The sequence below is a fragment of the Clostridium sp. YIM B02551 genome (assembly GCF_022324735.1).
Taxonomy (GTDB): domain Bacteria; phylum Bacillota; class Clostridia; order Clostridiales; family Clostridiaceae; genus Clostridium_T; species Clostridium_T paridis.
The window spans coordinates 23,274-47,667 of record NZ_JAKGTF010000015.1 but is presented as its reverse complement, the minus strand read 5'-3'; the positions used below and the strand labels follow the sequence as shown (position 1 = coordinate 47,667).

Below are 24,394 nucleotides of genomic sequence, written 5' to 3'. Positions count from 1 at the left end.
TTATAGCACATAACCTTTAAGTCTTTTAAAAATGGTTTGTAAGTCTTCTCCTTTTCTACGGCTATAATCTTCAATCTGATCCATAGATAATTTTGTTAAATCAAAATACCTTGAACTTTTTGAAGCAAAATACAAACCACATACTGATGAAACTGGATTCATCATGTAATGTTCTGTTAGCGTAACTTTAATTTTTTCTGTTCCATCTAAAAGTTTAAATACTTTTTCTATTTCTTTTTGATCCTTAAGTGAAGGATATCCAAAAGCAGGCCTAATTCCTCTATATTTACTTTGGAATATTTCTTTCATGCTTAAATCTTCATTTTCATCGTAAGCCCAAAATTTCTTTCTAATATCCTCGTGTAGTTTTTCTGCAGAAGCTTCAGCTAATCTATCACATAAGAGTTTCAGCATAATAGCACCATAGTCATCTCCTGAATCTTTAAGTTCCTTTTCGTACTCATACATGCTGTCCCCTGCAGTCACTATAAATGCACCTATATAATCTTTTATATTTGAGGTTTTTGGTGCAATAAAGTCTGCTAAACTTAAATATTTACCTTTATTACTTTGCCTTTGTTGACGTAGAAAATAAAACTTTTCTATTTCTTTATTATTTTCATCATACAAAGTAACTTCATCACCTTCTGAATTACATGGGAATATTCCATACACTCCCTTAGGAACTATTCTTCCATTTTTCTCAAGAATATCTAACATTGAATTAGCATCTTCTAATAACTTCTTGGCCTCTTCACCATATTTCTCATCCTCTAATATTTCTGGATAAGTTTTTTTCATTTCCCAAGCAATAAAGAAAAAAGTCCAATCAATATATCTTCTTAATTCCTTAATACTATAGACTATCTCTTGCTTGCCTATAACCTTTGGAACAGCTATATCCTCTTTTCTCCATTCAAGCTTTAATGATTTTTGTCTTGCTTCTTCTATAGAAACATTATTGATTTTAATATTATTATAGTTATTTCTTACTTCCTGATATTCTTCTTTAATTTTATTTATATATCCTTCTTTATCTTTAATAAGTTCTTTTAATATCTCAACTGTTTTAGACGCATCTCCACCGTAAATAACACCTTTTGAATAATTTGGTTCTATCTTTAGAGCTGTATGAGTTTTTGATGTAGTAGCTCCTCCGATTATTAATGGTATATCAAAATTTTGTCTTTCTAATTCTGATGCAACATGAGCCATTTCATCTAGTGATGGAGTAATAAGACCGCTTAAGCCTATAACATCTACTTCCTCTTCCTTAGCCCTTCTTAATATTTCTTCACAACTCACCATTACTCCCAAGTCAATAACTTCAAAATTGTTGCAAGCTAAAACTACTCCTACGATATTTTTACCTATATCATGTACATCACCTTTTACAGTAGCAAGTAGAACTTTACCTGCTTTAGCTCCTGACTTTGAATTTTCTTCTTTAATAAATGGTAGTAATATTTCCACAGCTTTTTTCATAACTCTAGCTGACTTTACCACCTGAGGAAGAAACATCTTCCCATCTCCAAAAAGCTCTCCTACAATCTTCATACCATCCATTAATGGTCCCTCGATTATACTTAAGGCCTTATATTTAGCTTCTCTTGCTTCTTCTAAATCAAAAATTAAATAGTCTCCAATTCCTTTAACTATAGAATTACTTAATCTCTTTTCTAAAGATTCATTTCTCCATAGTTCAACCTTTGTATCACTAGCTACTCCTTCACCTTTAAATCTTTCTGCTGCCTCTAAAAGTTCTTCACTTGCTTCTGGCTTTTTATTTAACACAACATTTTCTACAAGTTCTAATAAATCTTTAGGAATATCATCATATATTTTAATCATTCCAGGATTTACTATCCCCATATCCATCCCATTCTTAATAGCATGGTATAAGAAAACAGAATGCATAGCCTCTCTTATTGCATTATTTCCTCTAAATGAAAAGCTTAAGTTTGATACTCCTCCTGATACTTTTGCATATGGAAGATTTTCTTTTATCCATTTAGTAGCCTTTATAAAATCAACTGCATATCCATTGTGCTCTTCCATTCCAGTTGCTATTGCAAGAATGTTAGGATCAAATATTATATCTTCAGGTGGAAATTTAATCTTTTCTGTTAATAAATCATAAGCTCTTTTACAAATAGTTTTCTTTTTTTCAAAGCTATCTGCTTGCCCATTTTCATCAAATGCCATTACTACAACCGCAGCACCAAAAGATTTAATTATTTTTGCTTTCTTTAAAAACTCCTCTTCTCCCTCTTTTAAAGAAATAGAATTTACTATAGGTTTACCTCCTATAGATTCTAACCCAGCTAAAATAACTTCCCATCTTGATGAATCAATCATAATTGGTTTGCTTGCTATTTCTGGTTCAGATGCTAAAAGTTTAAGGAAATTCTCCATTTCTTCCTTTGCTTCTAAAAGGCCATCATCAAAATTTATATCTAAAACTTGTGCTCCATTTTCTACCTGATCTCTAGCAATTACTAATGCTTCTTCATATTGCTTTTCTCTAATAAGTCTTGCAAATTTAGCTGATCCAGCTACATTTAGTCTCTCACCAATATTTATGAAATTATTTTCTTCTCTAGCTTCTAGTAATTCTAACCCTGCATATTTACTATAAATTTTTATTTCTGGAATCTTTCTTGCTCTATATTTACTTACTAGTTCACTAATTGCTTTAATATGCTCAGGCGTAGTACCACAGCATCCACCAACTATATTTAAACAATTATCTTCTAATAATTCTTTGAGATTTTCAGCTGTAACCTCAGGAGTCTCGTCATATTCTCCTAATACATTTGGCAATCCTGCATTAGGATAAACTGATATAAATAACCCTTGGCTTTTAGCTAACTCTTTTACAAATGGAACTAACTCTTTAGCCCCAAAGGAGCAGTTTAACCCAATAGAAATAACATACTCACTATTCATAGATGCACAAAAGGCTTCTAAAGTCTGTCCTGAAAGTATTCTTCCACCTTTGTCATTAATCGTGCCTGATATCATAATTGGAAGAGCTTTATTCCTTTCCTGAAAGACTTCTTCAGCAGCAATAATTGCGGCTCTAGCGTTTAATGAATCAAATATAGTTTCAATTAATAGTAAATCCACTCCTCCATCTACAAGTCCTTTAATTTGTTCTTTATAGGATTCCTTAACTTGTGTAAAAGTAACGCTTCTATAAGCAGGATTTTCTACTTCTGGAGACATTGATAATGTCTTATTTGTAGGTCCTACAGAACCAGCAACATATCTATATTTATCTTTTGTAGTATATAAGTCTGCAACCTCACGCGCTATTTTAGCACCATTAAGATTTATATTATAAACTAAATGAGTAAGTTCATAATCTTCTTGAGAAATTATAGTACTATTAAAGGTATTTGTCTCTATAATGTCTGCCCCAGCTTCCAAATAACTCTTATGTATTTCTTTTATTATATCTGGATTCGTTAAAGATAATATATCATTATTTCCCTTTTGCTCTTTTGGAAAATCCTTTAATAATTCTCCCCTATAATCCACTTCATTAAGCTTGAAAGATTGAATACTAGTTCCCATTGCCCCATCAAGAACTAAAATTCTCTCTTCTAAATCCTTAACTAATCTTGAATTTTTAAATAAATGCCCCCTCATGCTTACCTCCATTATTTCAAAATTATATTTCTTTATTTGTGATATAGGGTTTTTTATAGGAAACTTAAAACCCTATATTTTCATTTATTATACTATACAAAGACCACCAATTCTAGTAAATACCTATATATAAAATAGGATATACAAAAAAATCGATTATTTATATTAATTAAATAATCGATTTTTTACTAATTAATTTAATTTTTAAAAATAATAATCCTACTCCCAGGAACTATAATTATTGATATAAGTTAATGCCTCAAGTCCACACTCTGGACATGCAATGTCCTTTATCTCATTGTAATCAATTACTTTTTTAAGCTTGCTTCCACAATTACTGCAAAATATCTCCTCTTCATAGGAAATTCCTTCAGAAAATTCTACTTTAAGTATACTTTTATCAATTATATTTTTACAATCACTACAATAAAATAATTGTCTTACAACAGTATATCTTTCTATTGGGTACTCTTCATTTATCTGTTTTACTATTCTTATGCATTTTTTATCAGAAGTTTTTAAAATTTCTTCTAATTGAGGCAAATATGCCCCTTTACCCAATAGAAATTCTTGAGAAAAGTGGCAGTTATTACACCTAATGATAACCCCATTACCCATTGCTCAACACGACCTTATTTAATACTATAGTATATCTATATTACATAAGTAACACTTTATTCATATATAATTAAAATTTATCCTATAATAAATAGTTTTTCTCAAATTTTTTAAAGATGTATTTTATTAGTATAGCCATACCTATACCAAGCACTGCTCCTCCTAAAACATCACTTAAGTAATGAACCATTAGATAAATCCTAGAAAATCCTATTATTATAGCTAAAGAAAATATTATTGCTCTATATTTTTTAAAATATGAACTTAATATTGTTGAAGCTGTAAAGGAGCTGGCAGTATGTCCAGAAGGAAAGGAAAATCCACTTGGAGCCTTAATTAAAAGCTTTATTTCATGTATGCTCATAAAAGGCCTTTCTCTTCTAACCAAGTTTTTTATTCCTATCTCTCCAACTAAATAAGTTACTAGTAACGCAACTAAAGTAACAACCCCTATTTTTCTATACTTTTTTTGCGTAAGCAAGAAAATAGATATTATAATCCAGACTAGGCCTCCATTGCCTAGGTTAGTGAAAACAGGCATGATCGTGTCAAAAAACTTATTATCTAAATTATTTTTAATAAAATCTATAGTTCCTAAATCTATATAATTAATAAACCACATAAAAAATCCTCCATAAATAATAAATCAATTCTAGAATATAAGAACTTTTATGTCAAATTAAAAAAGGCTTAAATTAGCCTTTTAAATTTTTTCTTATTCTCTTATTAAAATATTTTATCTTCAACAATTATTAACGATTTAGGATCAACCTTATTAAACCATGTATTTAATTTTCTTTTTGCCTTATCTTTAACTTCCTGGTCAATATGTCTTGATATTTTCATTATTGCAAATGCTAATGCTGCAAAATCGTCACTATAGCCTGCAAAAGGTATGAAATCTGGTATTGCATCAAAAGGAAGTATAAAATAGCCTAAGGCACTAACTACGATAGCTCTGTCTTTCATTGAGATTTCTGGTTTTTGTAAGGTATAAAAAAGTATTAATACCGCATAAATAACTTTAATTCCTGCACTTTTTGAATAATGCTTAGCTTTTTCTAATAGTTTACTTTCAGAAAAATATTTACTATAATCCTTTTTCATAATTATTACCTCCATAAAATTAATAACACCTATGAAATCACGTCTAATATTTCTACCTTTCCGTCAAAGTTATATATAGCAGAAGCAACAATTAATCTTCCATCTTTTATTGCGTCAGTAACTATACTACTTTTAAGTATTTCCTTAAGGGTATTACCAATATTCTCAATTATGCTTTCTTGATATAAATCCTTATAAACTCTTGTTTTTACTCTTTTAACTGAGGGAGAAATTCTTTCAAGTATAGATTTTATTTCTCCTTGATATTTCCCTTCTCCTTTTTCATACTCAATGGCAACATTAACAGCTGCGCATCCCTGGTGGCCTAATACCATAAGTACAGGAATATTAACTGCTGTTATCCCATACTCAATTGATCCCAAAGCTTCACTGCTAATTATATTTCCGGCTAATCTTATTTCAAATATATCCCCAAGTCCTTGATTAAAAATTATTGTTGGAGTAATTCTTGAATCCGAGCAAGATAGTATTGTTGCAAATGGATTTTGTCCCTCTTCTAAACTTTTTATCATTGCTTCTGATATATCAACTTCCTCATAATTTTTCTTATGATAAAATCTCTCATTTCCTTCTATAAGCTTATCTAAATAATACCTTGCCGTTCGAACATTATTCGTATCTTTCATTTGTTTTAGCCCCTTTATTTTAAATTTATTGATATTATATCATAAAAATAAGGCTTGTAAATATGATTATACAAGCCTCTCTTATTTTATAGATTACTTAAACTCATTTAAGAATTTTTCTACATCATTAACTTGCCACTTTCTATCAATTATTGGTGGCTTATTTTTAATGACAGGATGTAAATCCTCAAAAGTTGCCTTCCCTTCTTCCTTGTATAAAATACCTGTAGGTATCTTATCTCCAAATTCTAGTGCCTTTTCCATTGCCTTAACTCTATCTGTTGCATCATATTCCTTAGGCAATCTATAAACCCTATCCTTATACCACTTAAAAGTATTTACTTTATTAAAGCTAACACAAGGTTCTAATACATCTACCAATGCATAGCCCTTATGATTTATAGCCTCTTTTAAAACACTTACAAGGGTTTCCTTATCTCCTGAAAAAGCCCTTCCTATAAATGTAGCCCCTGCAGCAAGTGCCACTGCAAGTGGATTTATAGGATTTTGAATTACTCCTTCAAATTGCATAGAAGTTATCTGCCCTAGAAATGTAGTTGGAGATCCTTGACCTTTTGTTAATCCATATATCTGATTATCTCCAACAATTTGAGTAATATTTAAATTTCTTCTTATTGCGTGCAAGAAATGATTTCCGCCTTCACCATAGGCATCTCCATCTCCTCCTACAACAATAACTTTCAAATTCTTATTTACAAGCTTTATTCCTTGAGCAGGTGGAAGTGCTCTTCCATGTAGTCCATTAAATCCATTTACTTTTAGATAATGTGGCATCTTTGCAGCTTGACCAATCCCTGAAACTACAACTGCCTCATGTGGCTCTATTTCAAGTTCCGCTAAGGTTTCTTTTATCCCTTCTAGAAGCCCAAAATTCCCACAACCAGGACACCAAGCATTTTCATCTTTTGATTCAAATATTTTTATATCAAGCATATTATTTCACCTCACTTTTTATCCTTTCAACTAATTCGTACCCATTTATCTGTCTACCATCGTATTTTAGGATACTTGAATCCATTAGAATTCCTGTTTCCTGAGTTATTAACTTTCCTAATTGACCAGTAAAGTTTTGTTCTACATTTATAAACTTAACCTTACCTTTAAATTTTACTAATGTTTTTTTAGGCAAAGGATAAATATCTCCGAAGCTTAAAGCACCAAATCTATCTTCCTCTTTATTTAATAGCTCAACTGCTTCTTTTAAGGCTCCATAAGTTGAACCCCATCCTATTAGAATCAATTCAGGCTTTTCACTTCCCATATATTCAGGTTCCTCAATATCACTTTCAATCAACTTTTGCTTTTTCATTCTCTTTTTCATCTGCTCAATTCTTACTTTTTCCGATTCTGTTATATGAGAGTCTTCATTATGCTCATCTGAATCTACTAAAACTGTCTGCCCTTTTATTTTTCCTGGAACAATTCGAGGAGATATTCCATCATCTGTTAGTAAATACCTCTTATATTCTTCTCCCTCTTGGAAGTCATCCTCTCGCCATTTTCCTCTATCTATAGTGAGCTTATCTAAATTAAAATATGGAACTGTAACCTTTGCATCTGCTAAATATTGATCTGTTAATAAGACAACAAGAGTTTGATATTTCTCTGCTATATTTAAGGCTTTAAATGTCTGATAAAATGCATCTTCAGCGTTTCTTACAGACAATACTGCTCTTGGAAATTCTCCTTGAGATGCAGTTAATAAAAAGCTTAGATCACTTTGTTCTGTTCTTGTTGGAAGCCCTGTAGCTGGTCCTGGTCTCTGAGAGTCTAGTACTACTATGGGTGTTTCAGTAATACCTGCAAGTCCAAAGGCTTCAACCATCAATGCTACTCCTCCACCAGATGAACCTGTCATCGCTCTCGCACCAGCATAAGATGCACCTATTGCCATATTTAATGCAGCAATCTCATCTTCCACTTGCTCAACTACAATTCCTGCTTGAAGTTGTTTCTTTGATAAATATGTCATTACTGAAGTTGCTGGTGTCATAGGATAACCACAATAAAAATTTAATCCGCCTGCTAATGCTCCTAATGCAATTGAAGTATTTCCATCTAAAAGCAAGTTTTTTTGATCCCCTATGGGTTTAAGTTCGTATTTTTTATTTACCAACTCATATCCTTTGGTTAAAGATTTTAGATTGATGTCTCTTATTTCAGCAGCAAACTTTTTAGGAAAAACTTCTTCTATTTTGTCCAGAGATATTCCAAAAAACTTAAGAATAGCTCCTAGTCCTACCATTCCTAAAGCTTTTGACAACTTAAGTTCTAAAGAAATTTTCTTAAGTGGTAATGCTTTAACCCGGTCATCTTCTGAATTTATTGCCTCATCTACAATTGCTATTCCATCAGGTGATAATCTTTCAAGATGAATATCTAATGTATTTTTGTCTAATGCAAAAATAAAATCTAGATTTGGAGAATGACTGTATATAGGCTCATCCCCAAACCTTACTTGAATAAAATTGTGTCCTCCTCTTACTCTAGACATATAATCTTTATTTGAAAAAACATTATATCCTTTTAGCTTTAGTATTTTTTCTAAAAAATCGCTTATGGTGTCCATTCCTTGTCCTGCGGCTCCACCAATTAATATATTATACTTCACGTTTCATGCCTCCTTGTATTTTTGTATATATTTAAAATCATTAATTTCTTTTATACCTTCATTATAATTGATATGTATTATTAATCAATAATAATTATCACCCATTTCCAATGATTAGCATGCCCCTGGAGGGTATATTGCAATTTATCTTTAATTGGCATTTGTTTTCATTTATATGCTTTAATTATTAAAATGTGTAAAATATTATAAATTCTTAAAGAGTAAAATAAAAATGACCCAATGAATATCATTCCTTTGAGAATGGTATTTTTCATTAGGTCATCATTTTAATTATTCTCTTCTATATTTGTAGGTAATGTTATTATAAATTCACTACCCTTTCCTACCTCACTATTAACCCTAATATCTCCTCCATGTAGAGTGACTAAATGTTTCACTAGTGTCAATCCTAAGCCGCTTCCTCCATGTTCTTCTGTAATAGTGTTATAGGCCTGTGCAAATCTATTAAATATTATATTGATATATTCTTTCTTTATTCCAACGCCTGTATCCTTAACTGAAATTTCAATCTTATCATCTAAGTCTAATATACTAATATAAATAGACCCATTTTCCGGAGTAAATTTTACTGCATTTCCTATTAAATTTATTATACATTTTTCAATTTCGTTTGCATCACATAGTATTTGTTTTTCTTCAACTTCCGGATCTATTATAAGTTCTAACCCATTACTTTCAATAAAGTCTTTCATTGAAAGTGCAACTTCTTCTACTAAATATACGATATCCACTTTCTCTAAGTTAAGTCTGTAATTTCCCGATTCTATTCTAGATGTATCTATAATGTTATTAATATTTTTTAATAATCTATTAGAGTTCTTATCTAAAACCTCTACGTATTGCTCAATTTTCTCCTTCTTTAACTTATTTTCTTGGTTTAGTGTTCTTATAAGCTGAATAGAAGATAATATAACATTAAGAGGTGTCCTTAATTCATGGGATAAATTTATAAAATAGTTATTTTTATATCTTTCATTTTCTATAAGTTTATTATATAGAACTTTATTTTCTACAAGTTCTTTATTTAATTGTACCGTCCTTTGATTTACCATGTTTTCAAGTATATAAACATAATTCCAAATTAAATAAATCACTAAAGCAAGTAACATAGCATATAAAAAATATGCTCCTGGTGTTTTCCAAGGGGGATTATTAACATTTATTTCTACTTCCGTTGGTGCACTCCATATTCCTGATGAATTTCTTGCCTTAACTTTAAAAACATATTTTCCAGGATCTACATTTGTATACATTGCATAGTTTCTGTTATCGGATTCTACCCAATCTTTATCTACCCCTTCGAGCATATATTCATATTTTATTTTTTTAGTATTTCTATAATCAGGAAGAAAGTAGCTGATTGTAAAATAATTTTCGTTATATTTTAAATCTATATTTTGAGTAAAATTAATAGCTTTATCATAAATTTTAAAGGAACTAACTCTAACATTCGTTAAATAATAGTTTTTAACTACATTTTCTGGATAAAAATTATTAAATCCATTAATTCCTCCGAAAAACATTTCGCCAGACTTGCTTTTATAAAACGAGTATGCATTAAATTCAGTACTTTGAAGGCCATCTGAAACATCATAGTTTATTACTCTATTACTACTCATATCAATTTTTGATATTCCTCCATTTGTACTTACCCATGGATTATTATCTTTATCAATTAATACTCCGTAGCAATAATCATTAGCTAAACCTTCATCTTCAGTATATCTAGTGAATTCCTCCTTGCTTACATTAAATGAATTCAAGCCATGATTTGTGGCAATCCAAATGGTTCCATTACTGTCTCCATTTATTGATTTTATACTATTAATACTTAACGACTTAGGATTATTTATTTCGTTTTTATATATTCTAAGCTTGTCCGTCCTTCTATTATATTTAATTAATCCTCCATCAAGTCCGCATCCAAACCACATATTGCCGTTTATATCTTCATAAATGGAAGTAATCAATTTATCAGTTATATTGCTAACAGATAATAAATCTGTATATGTAAAGCCTTCTGTTTTAGGATTAAAAGCCGCTAACCCATTTCTAGTACCAATCCATAATAATCCTTCGCTATCTATGTATAAAAATCTGCTCTCACTGCTTACTAATCCATTTGTTAATTCACTCAAATCATATCTTTTAAATTTTCCTGTCTCTTTATCAAATCTATTAAGTCCATTTGAAGTTGCTATATATACATATTTATCTCCGTATCCTGTTATTCCCCAAACGCTATCACTGCTTATGCTATTCTCATCAGTTGGAGAATACATGTAATGATTTACTTTTCCAGTCTTTCTATCCATTGAGTTTAGTCCACCTTCACTGGTACCAACCCATAGAACCCCTTCATTATCTTCATAAAAACCTTCAATTTCATTATCATTAAGACTATTATCATCAATTGGATTCTTTTTGAAATGATTAAAGCTGTTTATGGGGTTAAAATAACTTACCCCATTATATGTACCTATCCACATTATGCCGGATTCATCTTGATATATTGAGAGAACTACATCATTTACCAAGCTTTGACTATCATAAAATTTGTTATTATATACTACAAAATTATCAGTATCTTTTTTATATAATGCTAGTCCCTTGTCTGTACCCACCCAAATATTATTGTCCTTATCTTTATATAGACATTCAACCGAATCTGATGGCAAAGACATTTTATCACTCTCATTATTTACATATGTTTTAAATACATTATTACTAATGTCATACACACTTAACCCACCGCCGTTAGTTGCAATCCATATTTTATTGTCATAGTATAAAAGACGTTTAATATAATCATTTTTTAGTTGAGTATTTGCATTCTCATCAGTGAATCTCTTGAATTTTTTTGTTTTTACATCATAAAAATTAAGACCATCTTTGGTTCCAATCCATGCATTTCCATTATCATCAAAGGTTAATGCTGTTACAAAATTATTACTTAGTCCTATTTCTACATCTTTACTATAGAAGTATTTCTTAAATGTTTCATTCTTTTTATCAAATATATCTAATCCATTTTCAGTACCAATCCAGATATCTCCGTTTTTATCCTCTGTTACTGCCCAAATATTATAGTGCGATAATCCCTCGTTACTATTATTCATTCCGTACTTTTTAATTAGTTTTCCATCTTTGTTTAACTTATTTAGACCATTACTTGTTCCTACCCAAAAATTATCTTCCTCATCCTCGATCATATCTGAAATATAACTAGAACTTATGCTATCATTTTGTTTATCACTATACTTTAATATTTTAAATTCTTGGCCGTCAGTCCTATTTAATCCATCTGACGTTCCAAACCACATGTATCCACTTTTATCTTGTAGTATTGTTTGAACAGAAGCTTGTGATAGTCCATCATCTATTGTTATTCTACTAAAATTAATCTTTGGATTATTATAAGCAAAGGTTTCAACAGATAAATTTAAACCCAAGCTACAAACCATTAGAAATAATATACATCTTCTTGCTATATTTCTCATTTTTCCTCCGAATTTGTTTAATATATCTCATCTTTCGCTAAACTTTAAAATTTTACAAATATCTATCATTATACCAAAATTATTAATTAGTGTGTGAATAATATATTTAAATTTACATTTTTGTATTAAATGCAATATACTAGTAATTTATACTAGTATTAATTTAAAGCAAATAAAAATAAGCTTGTCTTGATGACAAGCTTATTTTCTCCTTAAAATATTTATATAATTCTACCATCTGTTCCTATAGTTATTGTCTCCCAAGGAACTACTTTCTCACTCTTTAGCATCGCCCTTTTAACTGCTTCTACTAAACCTCCACAACAAGGAACTTCCATTCTAACAACCTTTATACTTTTAATTTTATTATTTTCTAAAATAGCTGAAAGTTTTTCTGAGTAGTCCACCGAATCTAGTTTAGGACATCCTATAAGTGTGATTTTACCTTCCATTATATTATGCATATCTCTATATGCAAAAGCAGTACAATCTGCTGCTATTAAAAGCTCTGCATCTCTAAAAAATGGTGCATTAGGTGATACTAATTTTATTTGGCATGGCCACTGAGCTAGGGCTGTTTCACTTTCTTCTTTATCTTGTACTTCAACCTTTTTTGAATTATTCTTTTTATTTATCTCAACTTTTGTTGATGGACATCCAAAAGGAGTAAAGTCAAAGATATCCTTACTTTTAGTTAAATTTTTCTTTCTAATTCTTTCCTGTACTGCATCATCATCATATTCCTCTGCATCTCGTTCAATTATATTTATTGCATCCATTGGACATCCTGGAAGGCAATCTCCAAAGCCATCACAATAGATATCACTTACCAAGGTTGCTTTTCCATCTATAAGTTCTAATGCCCCCTCATGGCAAGCAGTAATACAAATTCCACATCCATTACATTTTTCTTTATCTATACTAACAATTTTTCTTTTCATTTTGATTCCTCCACCCATAATTTATAACTAAATTATAGTTTATGAGATGAATCAATTCAGTAACTAATGTTACAATTATCACGGTTTTTTATTTTTATTAATGATATAATTAAGAATTTATATTCATAAAAATATCCATTGAGCATGAAACATTTAATAAATTTCTACTCTATATCTCCATTAATGATTGCATTAATATTTTGTGTTAAATAACCCCAGGCCTCTAAGAAATCATTCAACTCCTGAACACCCTTATCAGTAAGTTTGTAGTATTTTCTAGCTGGCCCAAAAGCTGATGCCTTCATGGTACTAGTTATTAGTCCATTTTTCTGAAGTCTTGTATACAAAGGATATAAAGTTCCTTCTGAAATATCTGAGAATCCATTTTCTTTTAATAGTCTAGCTATTTCATAACCATATATCTCTTCTTTTAGATCGATGATTTTTAAAACACACCCCTCTAAACTTCCTTTTAATAATTGTGATTTATTATTCATTATTCGTCACCTTAATCCAGCTTATTTTCAAGTACTTTAAGAAGCAAGTAAAAAATGCCTATTCCAATAATAAATATAAAGAAATTTAAATTAAATAGAATCTGATTAAATAATAATTTGGTCACTACGAACATTCCTATGGTACAGAAAGCTACAATATACATTATTAATGTCCATTTTCTATCTTCCTTCTTTGATCCATGATTAAGTATCCAAGAGGCTTTCGGTAGAGTTTTTATGGCTAAGTTAATGATTAAAAAAGCAATAACTGTATCAATTATCATTGATAATGTTATTGGTACATCAAAGGAAATGGTTTTATCTTTTACCCATAGTGGAATTAAGTAGCCAAAGAGCATCTCCCAAACCCCTGTAAAAATAGCCATAACTAAAGGTATAATTGTTGATGCTAATACTATCTTTTTTAATAAGCTATAATTATCTCTTACTTCTCTTATATATTCATTACAAAATTCATCAATATTATCCGTTCCAAGTACTGTTTTTATATCTTTCCCCTCTTTTTCTGCTTGAATAAAAAGTGAAAGGCAATGATGATTAAACTCTTCTGCATCTTGCTCCTGTAACTTAGAGAAACGTATTTTTAACTTTATTTCATCAAACAAAGCTTGATTTTCTTCATTTAGTTTCAGACCATATTCATTCATTTCTTTAATTAGTTCATTAGGTTTCATAATATCTCTCCTTAACTTTTATGTTTTGCAAGGTATTATGCAATGCATAATAGTTCTTAACTATATGGTAATGTATAGTAGCTAGAATGTCAATTATTTTTTCCAAATATTTATAAAATGAAAAGAGTAAAAATCTTTTAGATTTCTACTCTTACAAACTTACACTTTATTACTTTATTAAAATTTTATCTATTATTCCATACTCTAGTGCTTCCTCTGGAGACATAAAATAGTCTCTTTCCATATCTTTTTCTACCTTATCAATAGATTTGCCTGTATTTTCACTATATATCCTATTGATTTTCTTCTTAGTTTTTAGTAGCCAATCAGCATGAATTTTTATATCTGTGGCTTGCCCTTGAAAACCACCTTGCACTGAGGGCTGATGTATTAGAATTTCACTATTAGGAAGTGCATATCTTTTTCCTTTTGCCCCAGCTGTAAGTAAAAAAGATCCCATGCTAGCTGCCATACCTAAACATATTGTAGATACATCTGGCTTAATATATTGCATAGTATCATAAATAGCCATTCCTGCAGTAATTGATCCTCCTGGACTATTAATATAAAAATGTATATCCTTATCTGGATCATCTGACTCTAAAAATAATAATTGGGCTACTATTATATTAGCTGAGGCATCAGTCACTTGGTCATTTAACATTATTATCCTATCTTTTAATAGCCTCGAGTATATATCATAAGTACGTTCCCCTAAACTTGTCTGTTCAATTACAACTGGTACATAACTCACATAAATCCCTCCTTAAAATATCTATCAAGCTACCATAGAAAGCTTGCTTATACCCTTATTTCTTGAACTAATTAAAGTAATTTGACTTCTATTTTCTCTAAACACCCTTGGTGGTACTCCATATATTTTTTTAAATGCCTTTGTAAAAGTTTCTTGCGAACCAAACTGATATTTTAATGCAATATCAATGATTTTATTATCTGAACTAATAAGCTCATAAGCTGCTTCTTCAAGCCTTCTTTTTCTTACATATTCAGCTACTGGTTCACCAACAATTGCATGAAAAATTCTATGATAATGATACTTTGATAGGAATGCTTTATCAGCTAGTTCCTTAAGTTCTATTTTTTCCATTAAATTCTTTTCAATATATTCAATAGACTCCTTAATACATAAATCATGATCCATGTTAAATCACCTACCTATGTTACTCTTTTACTTTATTATATTTTAATTCTTTTTATAAATCCTGTCTTTTTTTGCTCAGTTAAAAAGGCTGTAGCAAAAATACGCTACAGCCTTTTATATTAATTATTAAATTAAAATCCTCTTTTATATTGATATGGAATTAAATCTTCCCTTCCTACTTCTTTTGCCCATCTCAATACCAAGTAAGGCTCTCTAAGTAATGGTCTTGCTAAAAATACAAACTCACTTCTTTCATTTCCTAGAATTTCTTCTACCATATTTCTATCTAGAATTAATCCTCCTGCCATAACTGGTAATCCAGTTTCCTTTTTAACTTTCTCTGCAAATTTCACTTGATATCCTGGATAAAGATTTATGGCAGCCGGAACAACTGCACCTGCACTTACATTAATTAAATCTATTCCATAATTTTTAACTAGATTTATTATCTTCGATATATCCTCAGGTGTATTTCCACCTTCAGTAAAGTCTGAAGCTGAAACTCTTAGTACTACTGGCATATTCTCTGGAATTACTTCCTTTATTGCTTTAAGAACCTCATCTAAAAACTTTGCTCTTTTCTGTAAGGTTCCACCATATTCATCATCTCTTTTATTTGATAATGGTGATAGAAACTCATTAATTAAATATCCATGAGCACCATGTATTTCAATAAAGTCAAAACCAGCTTTTACGGCTCTTCTCGCTCCATTTTTAAAAGCTTCTACAACTTCCTTTATTTCATTAACTGATAATTCCTTAGGAGTTTTGCTTTTATCGTCAAATGGGATTGCTGATGGCGCAACGATCTCTCCTGTAAATTCTGATTTTCTACCTGCATGAGCTATTTGAATACCAATAGGTGTTCCATGTTTTTTAACAGAATCAACTAGTTTCTTTAAGCCATCTATATGTTCGTCTTTCCAAATACCTAAATCTCTTTGAGATATTACCCCTCTCTCCTCAACAGCTGTAGCCTCAATAACAATTCCACCTACACCACCAATTGCTCTTGTTACATAATGATGTATGTGAAAATCCTTTACTTCTCCAGTAATGTCACTAGAATACATGCACATTGGTGCCATTATAATTCTATTTTTAAATTCTAAATCTTTAATTTTAAATGAATCAAAAATCTTAGTCATCTTCTAACCTCCTGTTACTTATATTTATTTATAATTATTATAGTTCTATTAAATTAAAAGTAAAGCTCAATTTTTACAATAAATTCTTATAACTATTAAAGCCTTTATGTTAAACTATATTTACATATAATTTAAAAATTATATATGGAGGTTTATATGGGTACATTAATTTACTCTGATTTTACAATAGAAGAAAATAGAGAATGGGATAAAGAAATTCCTGACCTTATATGCTACTTAATGGACAAAAATGACGACTTTAGTATTAATAGTGAATTTGTTAGTAACATCCACAACGACATAGTTGTTAAGAATAAAGATAATCTCTTTATGAGAATTCCTTTTTATCATGACAATAAAAATATACATATTCATGCAGTAATTGAAGATGATATCCTGATAGTTAATTATAATGACGTTGACTTCATAGAATATTTAAAAGAAAAATGGTCTTTATATCAGAATATAAGCTGGAGGATTATTTTACTTCAATTGTTTCAACATTTCTCCATTACATATACAGAAAAGTTAATAAAGATTGAAGGTCTATTAGATGATCTTTTTGAAAATGCAGTCTATAAAGATGATATTAATCTTAAAGAACTGCTTTCAATAAAAAAAGAAATTTCTATTATGAAGAGAAATACAACTTTCTATAGATCTATGCTTAGTTATCTTGAAGAAGAATTTAATGATTTAGCGTTATTTGATAAAATATCCTTTATATTAGATAATACCTTTATATTAGTTGAAAATGTAGAAACATCTATTTTCTCATGTATAGATATATATAACTCAGTTTCTTCTAATAAAATGAATAAAACTATGCAGTTATTAACCATAATCACAGTTATATCTTTACCTGCAACAATAGTTACAGGGATATTTGGGATGAATTTTGAAAATATGCCATTGATAAATCGTCCTTTTGGATTTATCATGTCTATGCTTGTCTTAATGATTATTATTTTATTTGAGGTATACTTTTTTAAAAAGAGAAAATACCTTTAATTAATAAAGCAGTTAGACACTTAAGGGAACTTAAGTACTAACTGCTTTGTTATCTATAAATCCATTTCAAGCCTAATCATATCCTTGCATCTAATTCCATTTTCAATTATTTCTTCTTTATAGTGTTTTATAAAAAAATCCCTATCTACTCCACATATATTGAAGCCACATTTTTGATATAATGCTAATTGTGACAAGCTTGAATTACCTGTCCCTACTTGAAGAACTTTTATATTCTCTTCCTTTGCTCTTTTAATAGCATCAAATATAAGCTTTTTCCCTATTCCTTTTCCTTGATATTTTTCATTAACTGCTATATTTACTAATTCCATAGTAAGAGGTCTCGTTTTTATCAAAACATATACTCCTATAAGCTCACCCATGTAATTTGCTACAACAATTTCACCTCTACTTACATAATCTTTGATTATAACTATAGATGGATCTGCAAGTAATAATAAATCATAGGGAACTTCTTCATTTTGCATTAATCTTCTTATCTCAATACCCTTCATTTTCAAACCTCAATCTTCTTACTTTCTCTAATTTCTTAATATATTTATTTTATCATATAATAAGCCCTACATATATTAAATACATGTAAGGCTTAAGGGTGGATTCTTATGATTTTTGCATTATATACATATTAATTATTTTCTGAAGACTTTTTTGAGAGCTTTCTTCTATTAACTACAATACCAGCTATTACAAATATTGCTCCTATAGCTATTAATACACCTGAACCAATTATTGCTCCAGTTTTAGGAAGATTATTATCAACTGGTGCTGTCGGAGTATCTGGTGTTGTATTTCCATTGTCTCCAGGGTTAGTTGGTGTTGTTGGGTTACTAGGATTACTTGGGTCACTTGGGTTATTAGGGTTACCTGGATTGCCTGGATTATTAGGAGTATCTGGAAGTTTAACTAGCTTGCTCATTGCCTCATTAAGAATTACTAAAGCTTTATCAACTTCTTCTTGAGTTGCTTCAGAATTATTTACTATAAGTTTTGCATTATTAATAACATCTTTAAGCTTATCTCCACTTTCTTTTGAATATTTAGTCAAATCAATTTTTTCAGCACCACTAATTGCTGCTGATAGCTCAGATTTATCTACAATAGAGAATTTCAAATAATCTATATTAAAGTTTCCTTTATTACAATATAAAGTAATAAATTGATCACCTGCTTTAAGGGCTACCTTGGATTTTACTGCAGTCCATGTTCCCCATCCTTTGGTATCTGGTACAGAAACTGTGCAAAGTACGTCATTTGCTTCATTCTTTATTGAGAAGCAATTTTTGCTTTCAGAACCACTACCATTTGCCACACCAAATTCTACATCATAAACTCCATCCTTTGGTACGTTAACAAAGTATTTTAGCCAATTTCCTGCTGATGTATAGCCTACATCCTTACCACCACTTGCTGAACCCGAATTTTCAACGAAGTTTCCACCTCCATCTGACCAACCATTTTGCATTGAGTAATCTTCAGCTTCAATCTTTCCTAATAGTGGGGTTGCCTTTCTATTTACAATAAGCTTCATAGTTTTAGTATCTTTATCTTGCCCATCACTAACTACAAATGATAAATCAAAGGTTCCTGCTTTAGTTGGTGCAAGTGTTACTAAGCCAGTTTTCGCATCTACAGTAATACCGTCAGGAAGATTTATTCCATAATACATTAATGTATCTCCGTCCCCATCAGTACCAACTAACTTAAAGTTCTTAGTAGAATATTGATCCATCCCTATATCAGTAATATTATTTAGTGCTGGAGCTTTATTTTCTCCTTTTTGAGGAATTTCAGGTTTCCATCTTAAAGTTGTAGTAGAATTTGCAGGCACCTTTTCAACCAAAGCCTTGCCTAACATATTTACTTTTATATCTTTTTCAGCACCTGAATTTATTAATACCATTACAATTTCTCCATCTGGATTTTGGAATGCTACATTAGAAACTCCATTTACTGATCCAGTTGAGAAAATTCTACGTGCGCCTTGCTTTACACTATTATCAGAGCCACTTCTTCCTCCACATGCAAGATATTTGGAGAATTGTCCAAGTCCATATAAGGAATCCATATATGTTGCAGTCTTTTTATTTGTATCTACAACAACTAATCTATTCTTCCAACCTGGATTAACGGCATCCCAATTAACATTATTATCCCTTACATCTGTCCAATGTAAAGTTCCCCCATTTTGATCTGTAACTCCTACCCATCCAGTATAACTGCTAGAATAATTATTAAAATCATTCATTGCAGAGGATGGAGAAAAATCACCTGTTTCAGTAAGATGTACCTTAAGATTAGGATATTCTTTTGCAACATCGGCCATTACACTTGGATCCCCCCAATAAGGATGGAATGCAACTGCATCACTTGCTTTTAAAACATCCTCACCTTTTGCTACATTAGAGTCCTTGAATATTCTATAATAATTCTTTGTAGCTGTGCTTGATGGATCTTTCCAATCCCAGAAATTAAAATCATGAACCCAAAGTTCAGTATTTAAATTAGCTTTTGCAAATTCACTCTTTATTTCTAAAGCTAATTTTTGTTGTTGTTCTATACTAATATCCATAGCTGGATAAACTACATCCATACCTGGTTCATTCAGTAATGTAATTGCACGAATATCAATTCCTTCATTAGCAAAGGCCTGAATAGTCTTTGTATAATATCTTGCAAATACATTTATACAGTCATCTCTAAGCTTATTAGCTTGTACAAATGAATTAGAACCATCATTCTTAGGCTCTACATAACCTGTAAATAAATTTTTTGTCTTCATCCATGCAGGTGCAGACCATGCAGACGCAAAAAATTGTGCATCTGGATTGTATTTTTGTATTAGCTTAATTGTATCTATAATGTGATATTGTTTATCTTTCTCTATAGAAAAATATTCTAAATTCCAGTCTTCCTTTATTCCTTCTGGAAGTTCATCATAAGACCAAAATGGAATGTGCTCAATACAATCTGGACTACCTATAGTTATTCTAAATTGTTCTAATCCAGCACCGGATACTGGATCTACTAAATTTTTAACAACTGCTTCTCTATCACTTGCACTAAGTTTCCAAAGATTGGATATGCTCGTTTCATCTAAGGATATACCAACCCCTTGATATTCTTGGTATTTCGTTGATGGATCTAAAGTAATTGTTGTATCAACTTTATCATTTGCTGCATCCTCTCCAAAGGTTACAGGATTAAGGGTTTCCCATTTATGAGTTGTCCCAGAAGAATAGGTTCCTTGAACTTCCACAGTTTTCCCTAGTGCAGAAGCTTCCAAAGCCCAAGTCGTAGATGCTGGTAAACTACCTAATAAAATAGGCAAACTCAAAATTCCTGATAACAGTGATAATTTTTTTGCTTTTTTCACTCAGTTCTCCCCCTTAACTAATTATGATACGAACGAACTCCTTATTTACTTAAAGAGTAATTTCAGAAATCGTTCCCAATACACTTTAACATAACGCTTATTCGTATGTAAATATTTACCAATTGTTATTTTAATTCTCATAATTTTGGGGTACTTTTTATAAAAATGGAACCATTTATTTTTCTATATGAAAAATTGGACACCCAAAATTCAACTTTGGATGTCCAATTATAATTTCCATATTAACTATATTTCTGAATGTTCACTATAGCTTTTTCTTGAAGTTTTAGAAGCTATTTTATCTGTAATTGAAATTAATGCTGGTATAACAACAGGTAATAAAATTAAACTTAATAATAATAAACCTGTAACTACACAAATAGCTAATTCCATTAATACATGTATGTTTGAAGGGTATAAGGTTGCAAATGTACCAGCAAGAATTATTGCAGCTGACATTACAACTCCTCCAATATTTTTTGCAGCCATAACTATAGCTTCCTTTGGTGACATTTCTGGATATTCTTTAAATCTAGTCATTAAGAATATACTGTAGTCAACCCCCAGTGCTGCTATAACAACAAAGGAGAAGAATGGTACATTCCATGACATCCCATCCATACCACTAAATAATTTACTAGTTAAGAAGGCTGTAACTGAAATTGCTGTATAGTATGCAGCAAGTAAAGCCCCTACAATGTATACTGGAATCCAGAAGGATCTTATTACAATAACAAGTAATATAAATATACATGCTAGTACTATTATTTGAGTAAAGGTAATATCATGAGTTGCTATTGAATTTAAATCATTTGTACTTGCTGTTGGTCCAGAAATTCCAAACTTAGCATCTTGTAAAACTGTACCTTTAAGATCATTTTTAACAAGGTTTTGCATTTGATCTATTACTGCTATTGATTCTTTTGAATATGGATCTGAAGTTAAATTAACAGTAATCTTAGCAATCTTTCTATCCTTTGATAGATATGCGTCAAACATCTTATTAATATCGTCTTTTTCAAAGGCTTCTTTTGGAATATAGAAAGTTTTTGTATTAGTTAATTGGTTTAAGAAATCATTTCCCTTATCTAATCCATCATGAATACTTCCAAGTCCATCACGACTCTTTCCTATTCCATCCTTTAATTGATCCATTCCACTACCTAGTTGAGTTAAGCCACTATACAACTTATCTTGCCCATTTTTAACTTGAGTTGCCCCATCTTTCAAAGCATCAATACCTGCAATTACTTGTGCCTGTCCAGCAGCTCCTTGTTTTAATCCATCTGCAAGAGCTAATGCTCCTTGTTCCAACTTTTCGATTCCTATAACTAACTCTGACTGAGAATTTGTATTCTTAATCATTTCATCAATTCCAGCATTTAAGGCTGTCAATCCACCATTCAAAGTCTTAAAATTAGTATTTGCATCATTTAGTCCTGCTTCTATACCATTTATAGCATCAGTTAATCCTGCAACCTGTCCTTTAAGTGTTTGAATATTTACATCTGTAGGATTATTTTGAGCTAGAGTATTAACAGTTCCACTTATGGATTGCACTAACTGTTTTAAAGGAGTAATAGATGATGCTATACTTGAATATCCACCTTGAAGCGATTTGTAGCCTGAATTTATTTGGCTAAGATTGCTTGAAATAGCTTGAAGCCCCTGATTTAATTGTGTCACTCCAACCTTAAGTCCTGCTATTCCTTGAGCAATACCTTCTGCCCCTCCTGCACCTTGCGATATCCCAGTGTTAATTTTCTTTAAGCCATCATTCAATGCGCCCATTCCAGTTGCAATACCACCAGTACCATCAGATAACTTTTTAACATCTGAAAAATCTGGTGTGGTTAACTTTTCATCTATTAGATTTAAACCATCTTTAATTTGACCTATTCCATCATTTGCTGAAGTATATCCATCTACTACAGTTCCTGTTTGCTTATCTGTATAAAAATCAGCTATTTCATCACCCTTAGGTTGAGTTACACCTGAAACTTGTTTTACACCATCTAATTTCTTTAACTTAGCTGTTAGATCGTCAATAACTGCTAGAGATTCATTGTTATCCAAAGCATTCTTACTCTCAATAACTATAGTAGTTGGCATAGCTTTTCCTCTACCAAACTTATCTGCAACTATATTAAATCCTTTAACAGAAGGTGTATCTGCACTTAAATCCTTTAAGCTATCGAAAGATAATTTTGTAGAGTTTAATGCTATAACTGGAGCGATAATAGCTGCAACTATTAAAAGAGAAATAGCTGGATGTTTTACTGATATGGAAGTTATATTCTCCCAAAGTTTACTTTCCTTATGACCAGCAGTATTATGAGATGGCCAGAATAATTTTCCTGCTAATAATTTCATTAATACTGGTGTTAGAGTCATTAATTCAAGCAATAACACTGCTATTCCAATTGCTACTGCATTAGCTGAACGATAAATTGGGAATTGAACAAAAGTAAGACTTGCAAACGCCATAAATACTGTTAATCCACTAAAGATAATTGTTTTACCTGCAGTCTTATAAGTAGCAACTACAGCATCATCAATTGATAAACCATGTCCTAGTTCTTCCTTAAATCTGTTAAATAATAATATGTTATAGTCTGTCCCAATACCGAACAGAACCAAAATAACAAACATTTGCGTTAAACTCGTTATTGGAAAATTGAATCCGTTTATTAGTATTCCTATGATTCCCATAGAGCATAGATATGCAACACCTACTGCGCAAAGTGATACTAGTGGTGTTACTACTGAACGAAACATAATAATTAATACAATTAAAATGAAAGCTACAGTAATAATTGCACTTTTATCTACTCCCTTATTTGTAGCATCTAGATAATCATTATTAATTGCTTGTTCACCAGTAATATAATGATTAACTTTTACATCCTTAAGAGCATCCTTAAATGCACTTATTATGGTTTCCCCGTCTCTAGTTCCCTTTTCATAATTTACTTGCACCATTAAGGTTGTACCATCTTCAGATATCATTTGATCTTTGGCCTCTGGTGTCGAAAAAGGATCCATGATATTTGTTACTTTTAACTCATCTTTTTTGGCTCTTACGTTATCAATTCCTTTTTCAATATCTTTTAAACCTTCATCAGATATTTTACTGTCTTCATTAAAGACGAATAAAAGTGTATCTCCCTTAGAAGTACCCATATTATTAAGCATTTTTGAAGCAACTACAGAAGGCGAATCTTCACTAATAGTAGCTTGACCTTTTTGGTTCAATATTTGTTTCAAATTGGGCTGATATATGGTAAATAATACTGTTGCTACAAGCCAAATAGCTAACACAGCCCAGCGTAGTTTTAATATTTTTCGCATCTTTCTGCCTCCTTAT

General features: G+C 30.7%; 18 protein-coding genes. 1 reads left to right on the top strand and 17 read right to left on the bottom strand.

Annotated features, from left to right (window positions below; genetic code table 11):
• The 14 genes from metH to namA all read right to left on the bottom strand — a co-directional run bounded on the left by metH (nucleotide 1) and on the right by namA (nucleotide 16,622).
• Entirely contained in the window at nucleotides 1-3,654 is a 3,654-nt protein-coding gene (gene metH / locus L1S47_RS17070) for a methionine synthase (protein WP_238885158.1), read from the bottom strand.
• A gap of 219 nt (nucleotides 3,655-3,873) precedes the next feature.
• Nucleotides 3,874-4,197 (bottom strand): hypothetical protein, encoded by a 324-nt coding sequence (locus tag L1S47_RS17065; RefSeq protein ID WP_238885149.1) that lies wholly within the window; start codon nucleotides 4,195-4,197, stop codon nucleotides 3,874-3,876.
• Nucleotides 4,198-4,354: 157 nt separating this feature from the next.
• Nucleotides 4,355-4,894 (bottom strand): phosphatase PAP2 family protein, encoded by a 540-nt coding sequence (locus L1S47_RS17060; RefSeq protein WP_238885147.1) that lies wholly within the window; start codon nucleotides 4,892-4,894, stop codon nucleotides 4,355-4,357.
• Nucleotides 4,895-4,998: 104 nt separating this feature from the next.
• Nucleotides 4,999-5,379, bottom strand: coding sequence for a DUF1232 domain-containing protein (locus tag L1S47_RS17055; RefSeq protein WP_238885145.1), 381 nt, complete (start codon nucleotides 5,377-5,379; stop codon nucleotides 4,999-5,001).
• Between the two features lie 29 nt (nucleotides 5,380-5,408).
• Entirely contained in the window at nucleotides 5,409-6,026 is a 618-nt protein-coding gene (locus L1S47_RS17050; RefSeq protein ID WP_238885143.1) for a carbonic anhydrase, read from the bottom strand.
• A gap of 93 nt (nucleotides 6,027-6,119) precedes the next feature.
• Nucleotides 6,120-6,980: a 2-oxoacid:ferredoxin oxidoreductase subunit beta gene (locus L1S47_RS17045; protein WP_238885141.1), complete on the bottom strand. Its 861-nt coding sequence runs from the start codon at nucleotides 6,978-6,980 to the stop codon at nucleotides 6,120-6,122.
• A 1-nt stretch (nucleotide 6,981) separates the two neighbouring features.
• Nucleotides 6,982-8,658 (bottom strand): 2-oxoacid:acceptor oxidoreductase subunit alpha, encoded by a 1,677-nt coding sequence (locus L1S47_RS17040; RefSeq protein WP_238885139.1) that lies wholly within the window; start codon nucleotides 8,656-8,658, stop codon nucleotides 6,982-6,984.
• Nucleotides 8,659-8,945: 287 nt separating this feature from the next.
• Nucleotides 8,946-12,179: a two-component regulator propeller domain-containing protein gene (locus L1S47_RS17035; protein WP_238885137.1), complete on the bottom strand. Its 3,234-nt coding sequence runs from the start codon at nucleotides 12,177-12,179 to the stop codon at nucleotides 8,946-8,948.
• A 221-nt stretch (nucleotides 12,180-12,400) separates the two neighbouring features.
• Nucleotides 12,401-13,120, bottom strand: a complete 720-nt coding sequence (locus tag L1S47_RS17030; protein ID WP_238885135.1) for an ATP-binding protein — start codon at nucleotides 13,118-13,120, stop codon at nucleotides 12,401-12,403.
• A 164-nt stretch (nucleotides 13,121-13,284) separates the two neighbouring features.
• Nucleotides 13,285-13,617 carry a PadR family transcriptional regulator gene (locus L1S47_RS17025; protein WP_202767593.1) on the bottom strand — a complete coding sequence of 111 codons (333 nt, stop codon included), beginning with the start codon at nucleotides 13,615-13,617 and terminating at the stop codon, nucleotides 13,285-13,287.
• A gap of 11 nt (nucleotides 13,618-13,628) precedes the next feature.
• Nucleotides 13,629-14,312 (bottom strand): hypothetical protein, encoded by a 684-nt coding sequence (locus tag L1S47_RS17020; RefSeq protein WP_238885133.1) that lies wholly within the window; start codon nucleotides 14,310-14,312, stop codon nucleotides 13,629-13,631.
• A 169-nt stretch (nucleotides 14,313-14,481) separates the two neighbouring features.
• Nucleotides 14,482-15,066, bottom strand: a complete 585-nt coding sequence (gene clpP, locus L1S47_RS17015; RefSeq protein ID WP_238885131.1) for an ATP-dependent Clp endopeptidase proteolytic subunit ClpP — start codon at nucleotides 15,064-15,066, stop codon at nucleotides 14,482-14,484.
• 24 nt (nucleotides 15,067-15,090) lie between these two features.
• Nucleotides 15,091-15,474: a helix-turn-helix transcriptional regulator gene (locus tag L1S47_RS17010; RefSeq protein ID WP_238885128.1), complete on the bottom strand. Its 384-nt coding sequence runs from the start codon at nucleotides 15,472-15,474 to the stop codon at nucleotides 15,091-15,093.
• Nucleotides 15,475-15,605: 131 nt separating this feature from the next.
• Nucleotides 15,606-16,622 carry an NADPH dehydrogenase NamA gene (namA, locus tag L1S47_RS17005; protein WP_238885126.1) on the bottom strand — a complete coding sequence of 339 codons (1,017 nt, stop codon included), beginning with the start codon at nucleotides 16,620-16,622 and terminating at the stop codon, nucleotides 15,606-15,608.
• A 156-nt stretch (nucleotides 16,623-16,778) separates the two neighbouring features.
• On the opposite strand from namA, the gene L1S47_RS17000 reads away from it, so the two are divergent.
• A complete protein-coding gene (locus L1S47_RS17000; RefSeq protein ID WP_238885124.1) occupies nucleotides 16,779-17,633 on the top strand; it encodes a magnesium transporter CorA family protein in 855 nt (284 codons plus the stop codon).
• Nucleotides 17,634-17,686: 53 nt separating this feature from the next.
• Here the strand turns inward: L1S47_RS17000 and L1S47_RS16995 are convergent, their stop codons facing one another.
• The 3 genes from L1S47_RS16995 to L1S47_RS16985 form a co-directional block, all read right to left on the bottom strand.
• Nucleotides 17,687-18,148, bottom strand: a complete 462-nt coding sequence (locus L1S47_RS16995; RefSeq protein WP_238885122.1) for an N-acetyltransferase — start codon at nucleotides 18,146-18,148, stop codon at nucleotides 17,687-17,689.
• 131 nt (nucleotides 18,149-18,279) lie between these two features.
• A complete protein-coding gene (locus L1S47_RS16990; protein ID WP_238885120.1) occupies nucleotides 18,280-21,027 on the bottom strand; it encodes a carbohydrate-binding protein in 2,748 nt (915 codons plus the stop codon).
• A gap of 246 nt (nucleotides 21,028-21,273) precedes the next feature.
• On the bottom strand, nucleotides 21,274-24,378 hold the full coding sequence (locus L1S47_RS16985; protein ID WP_238885114.1) for an MMPL family transporter: 3,105 nt from the start codon (nucleotides 24,376-24,378) through the stop codon (nucleotides 21,274-21,276).
• Nucleotides 24,379-24,394: the final 16 nt, after the last annotated feature.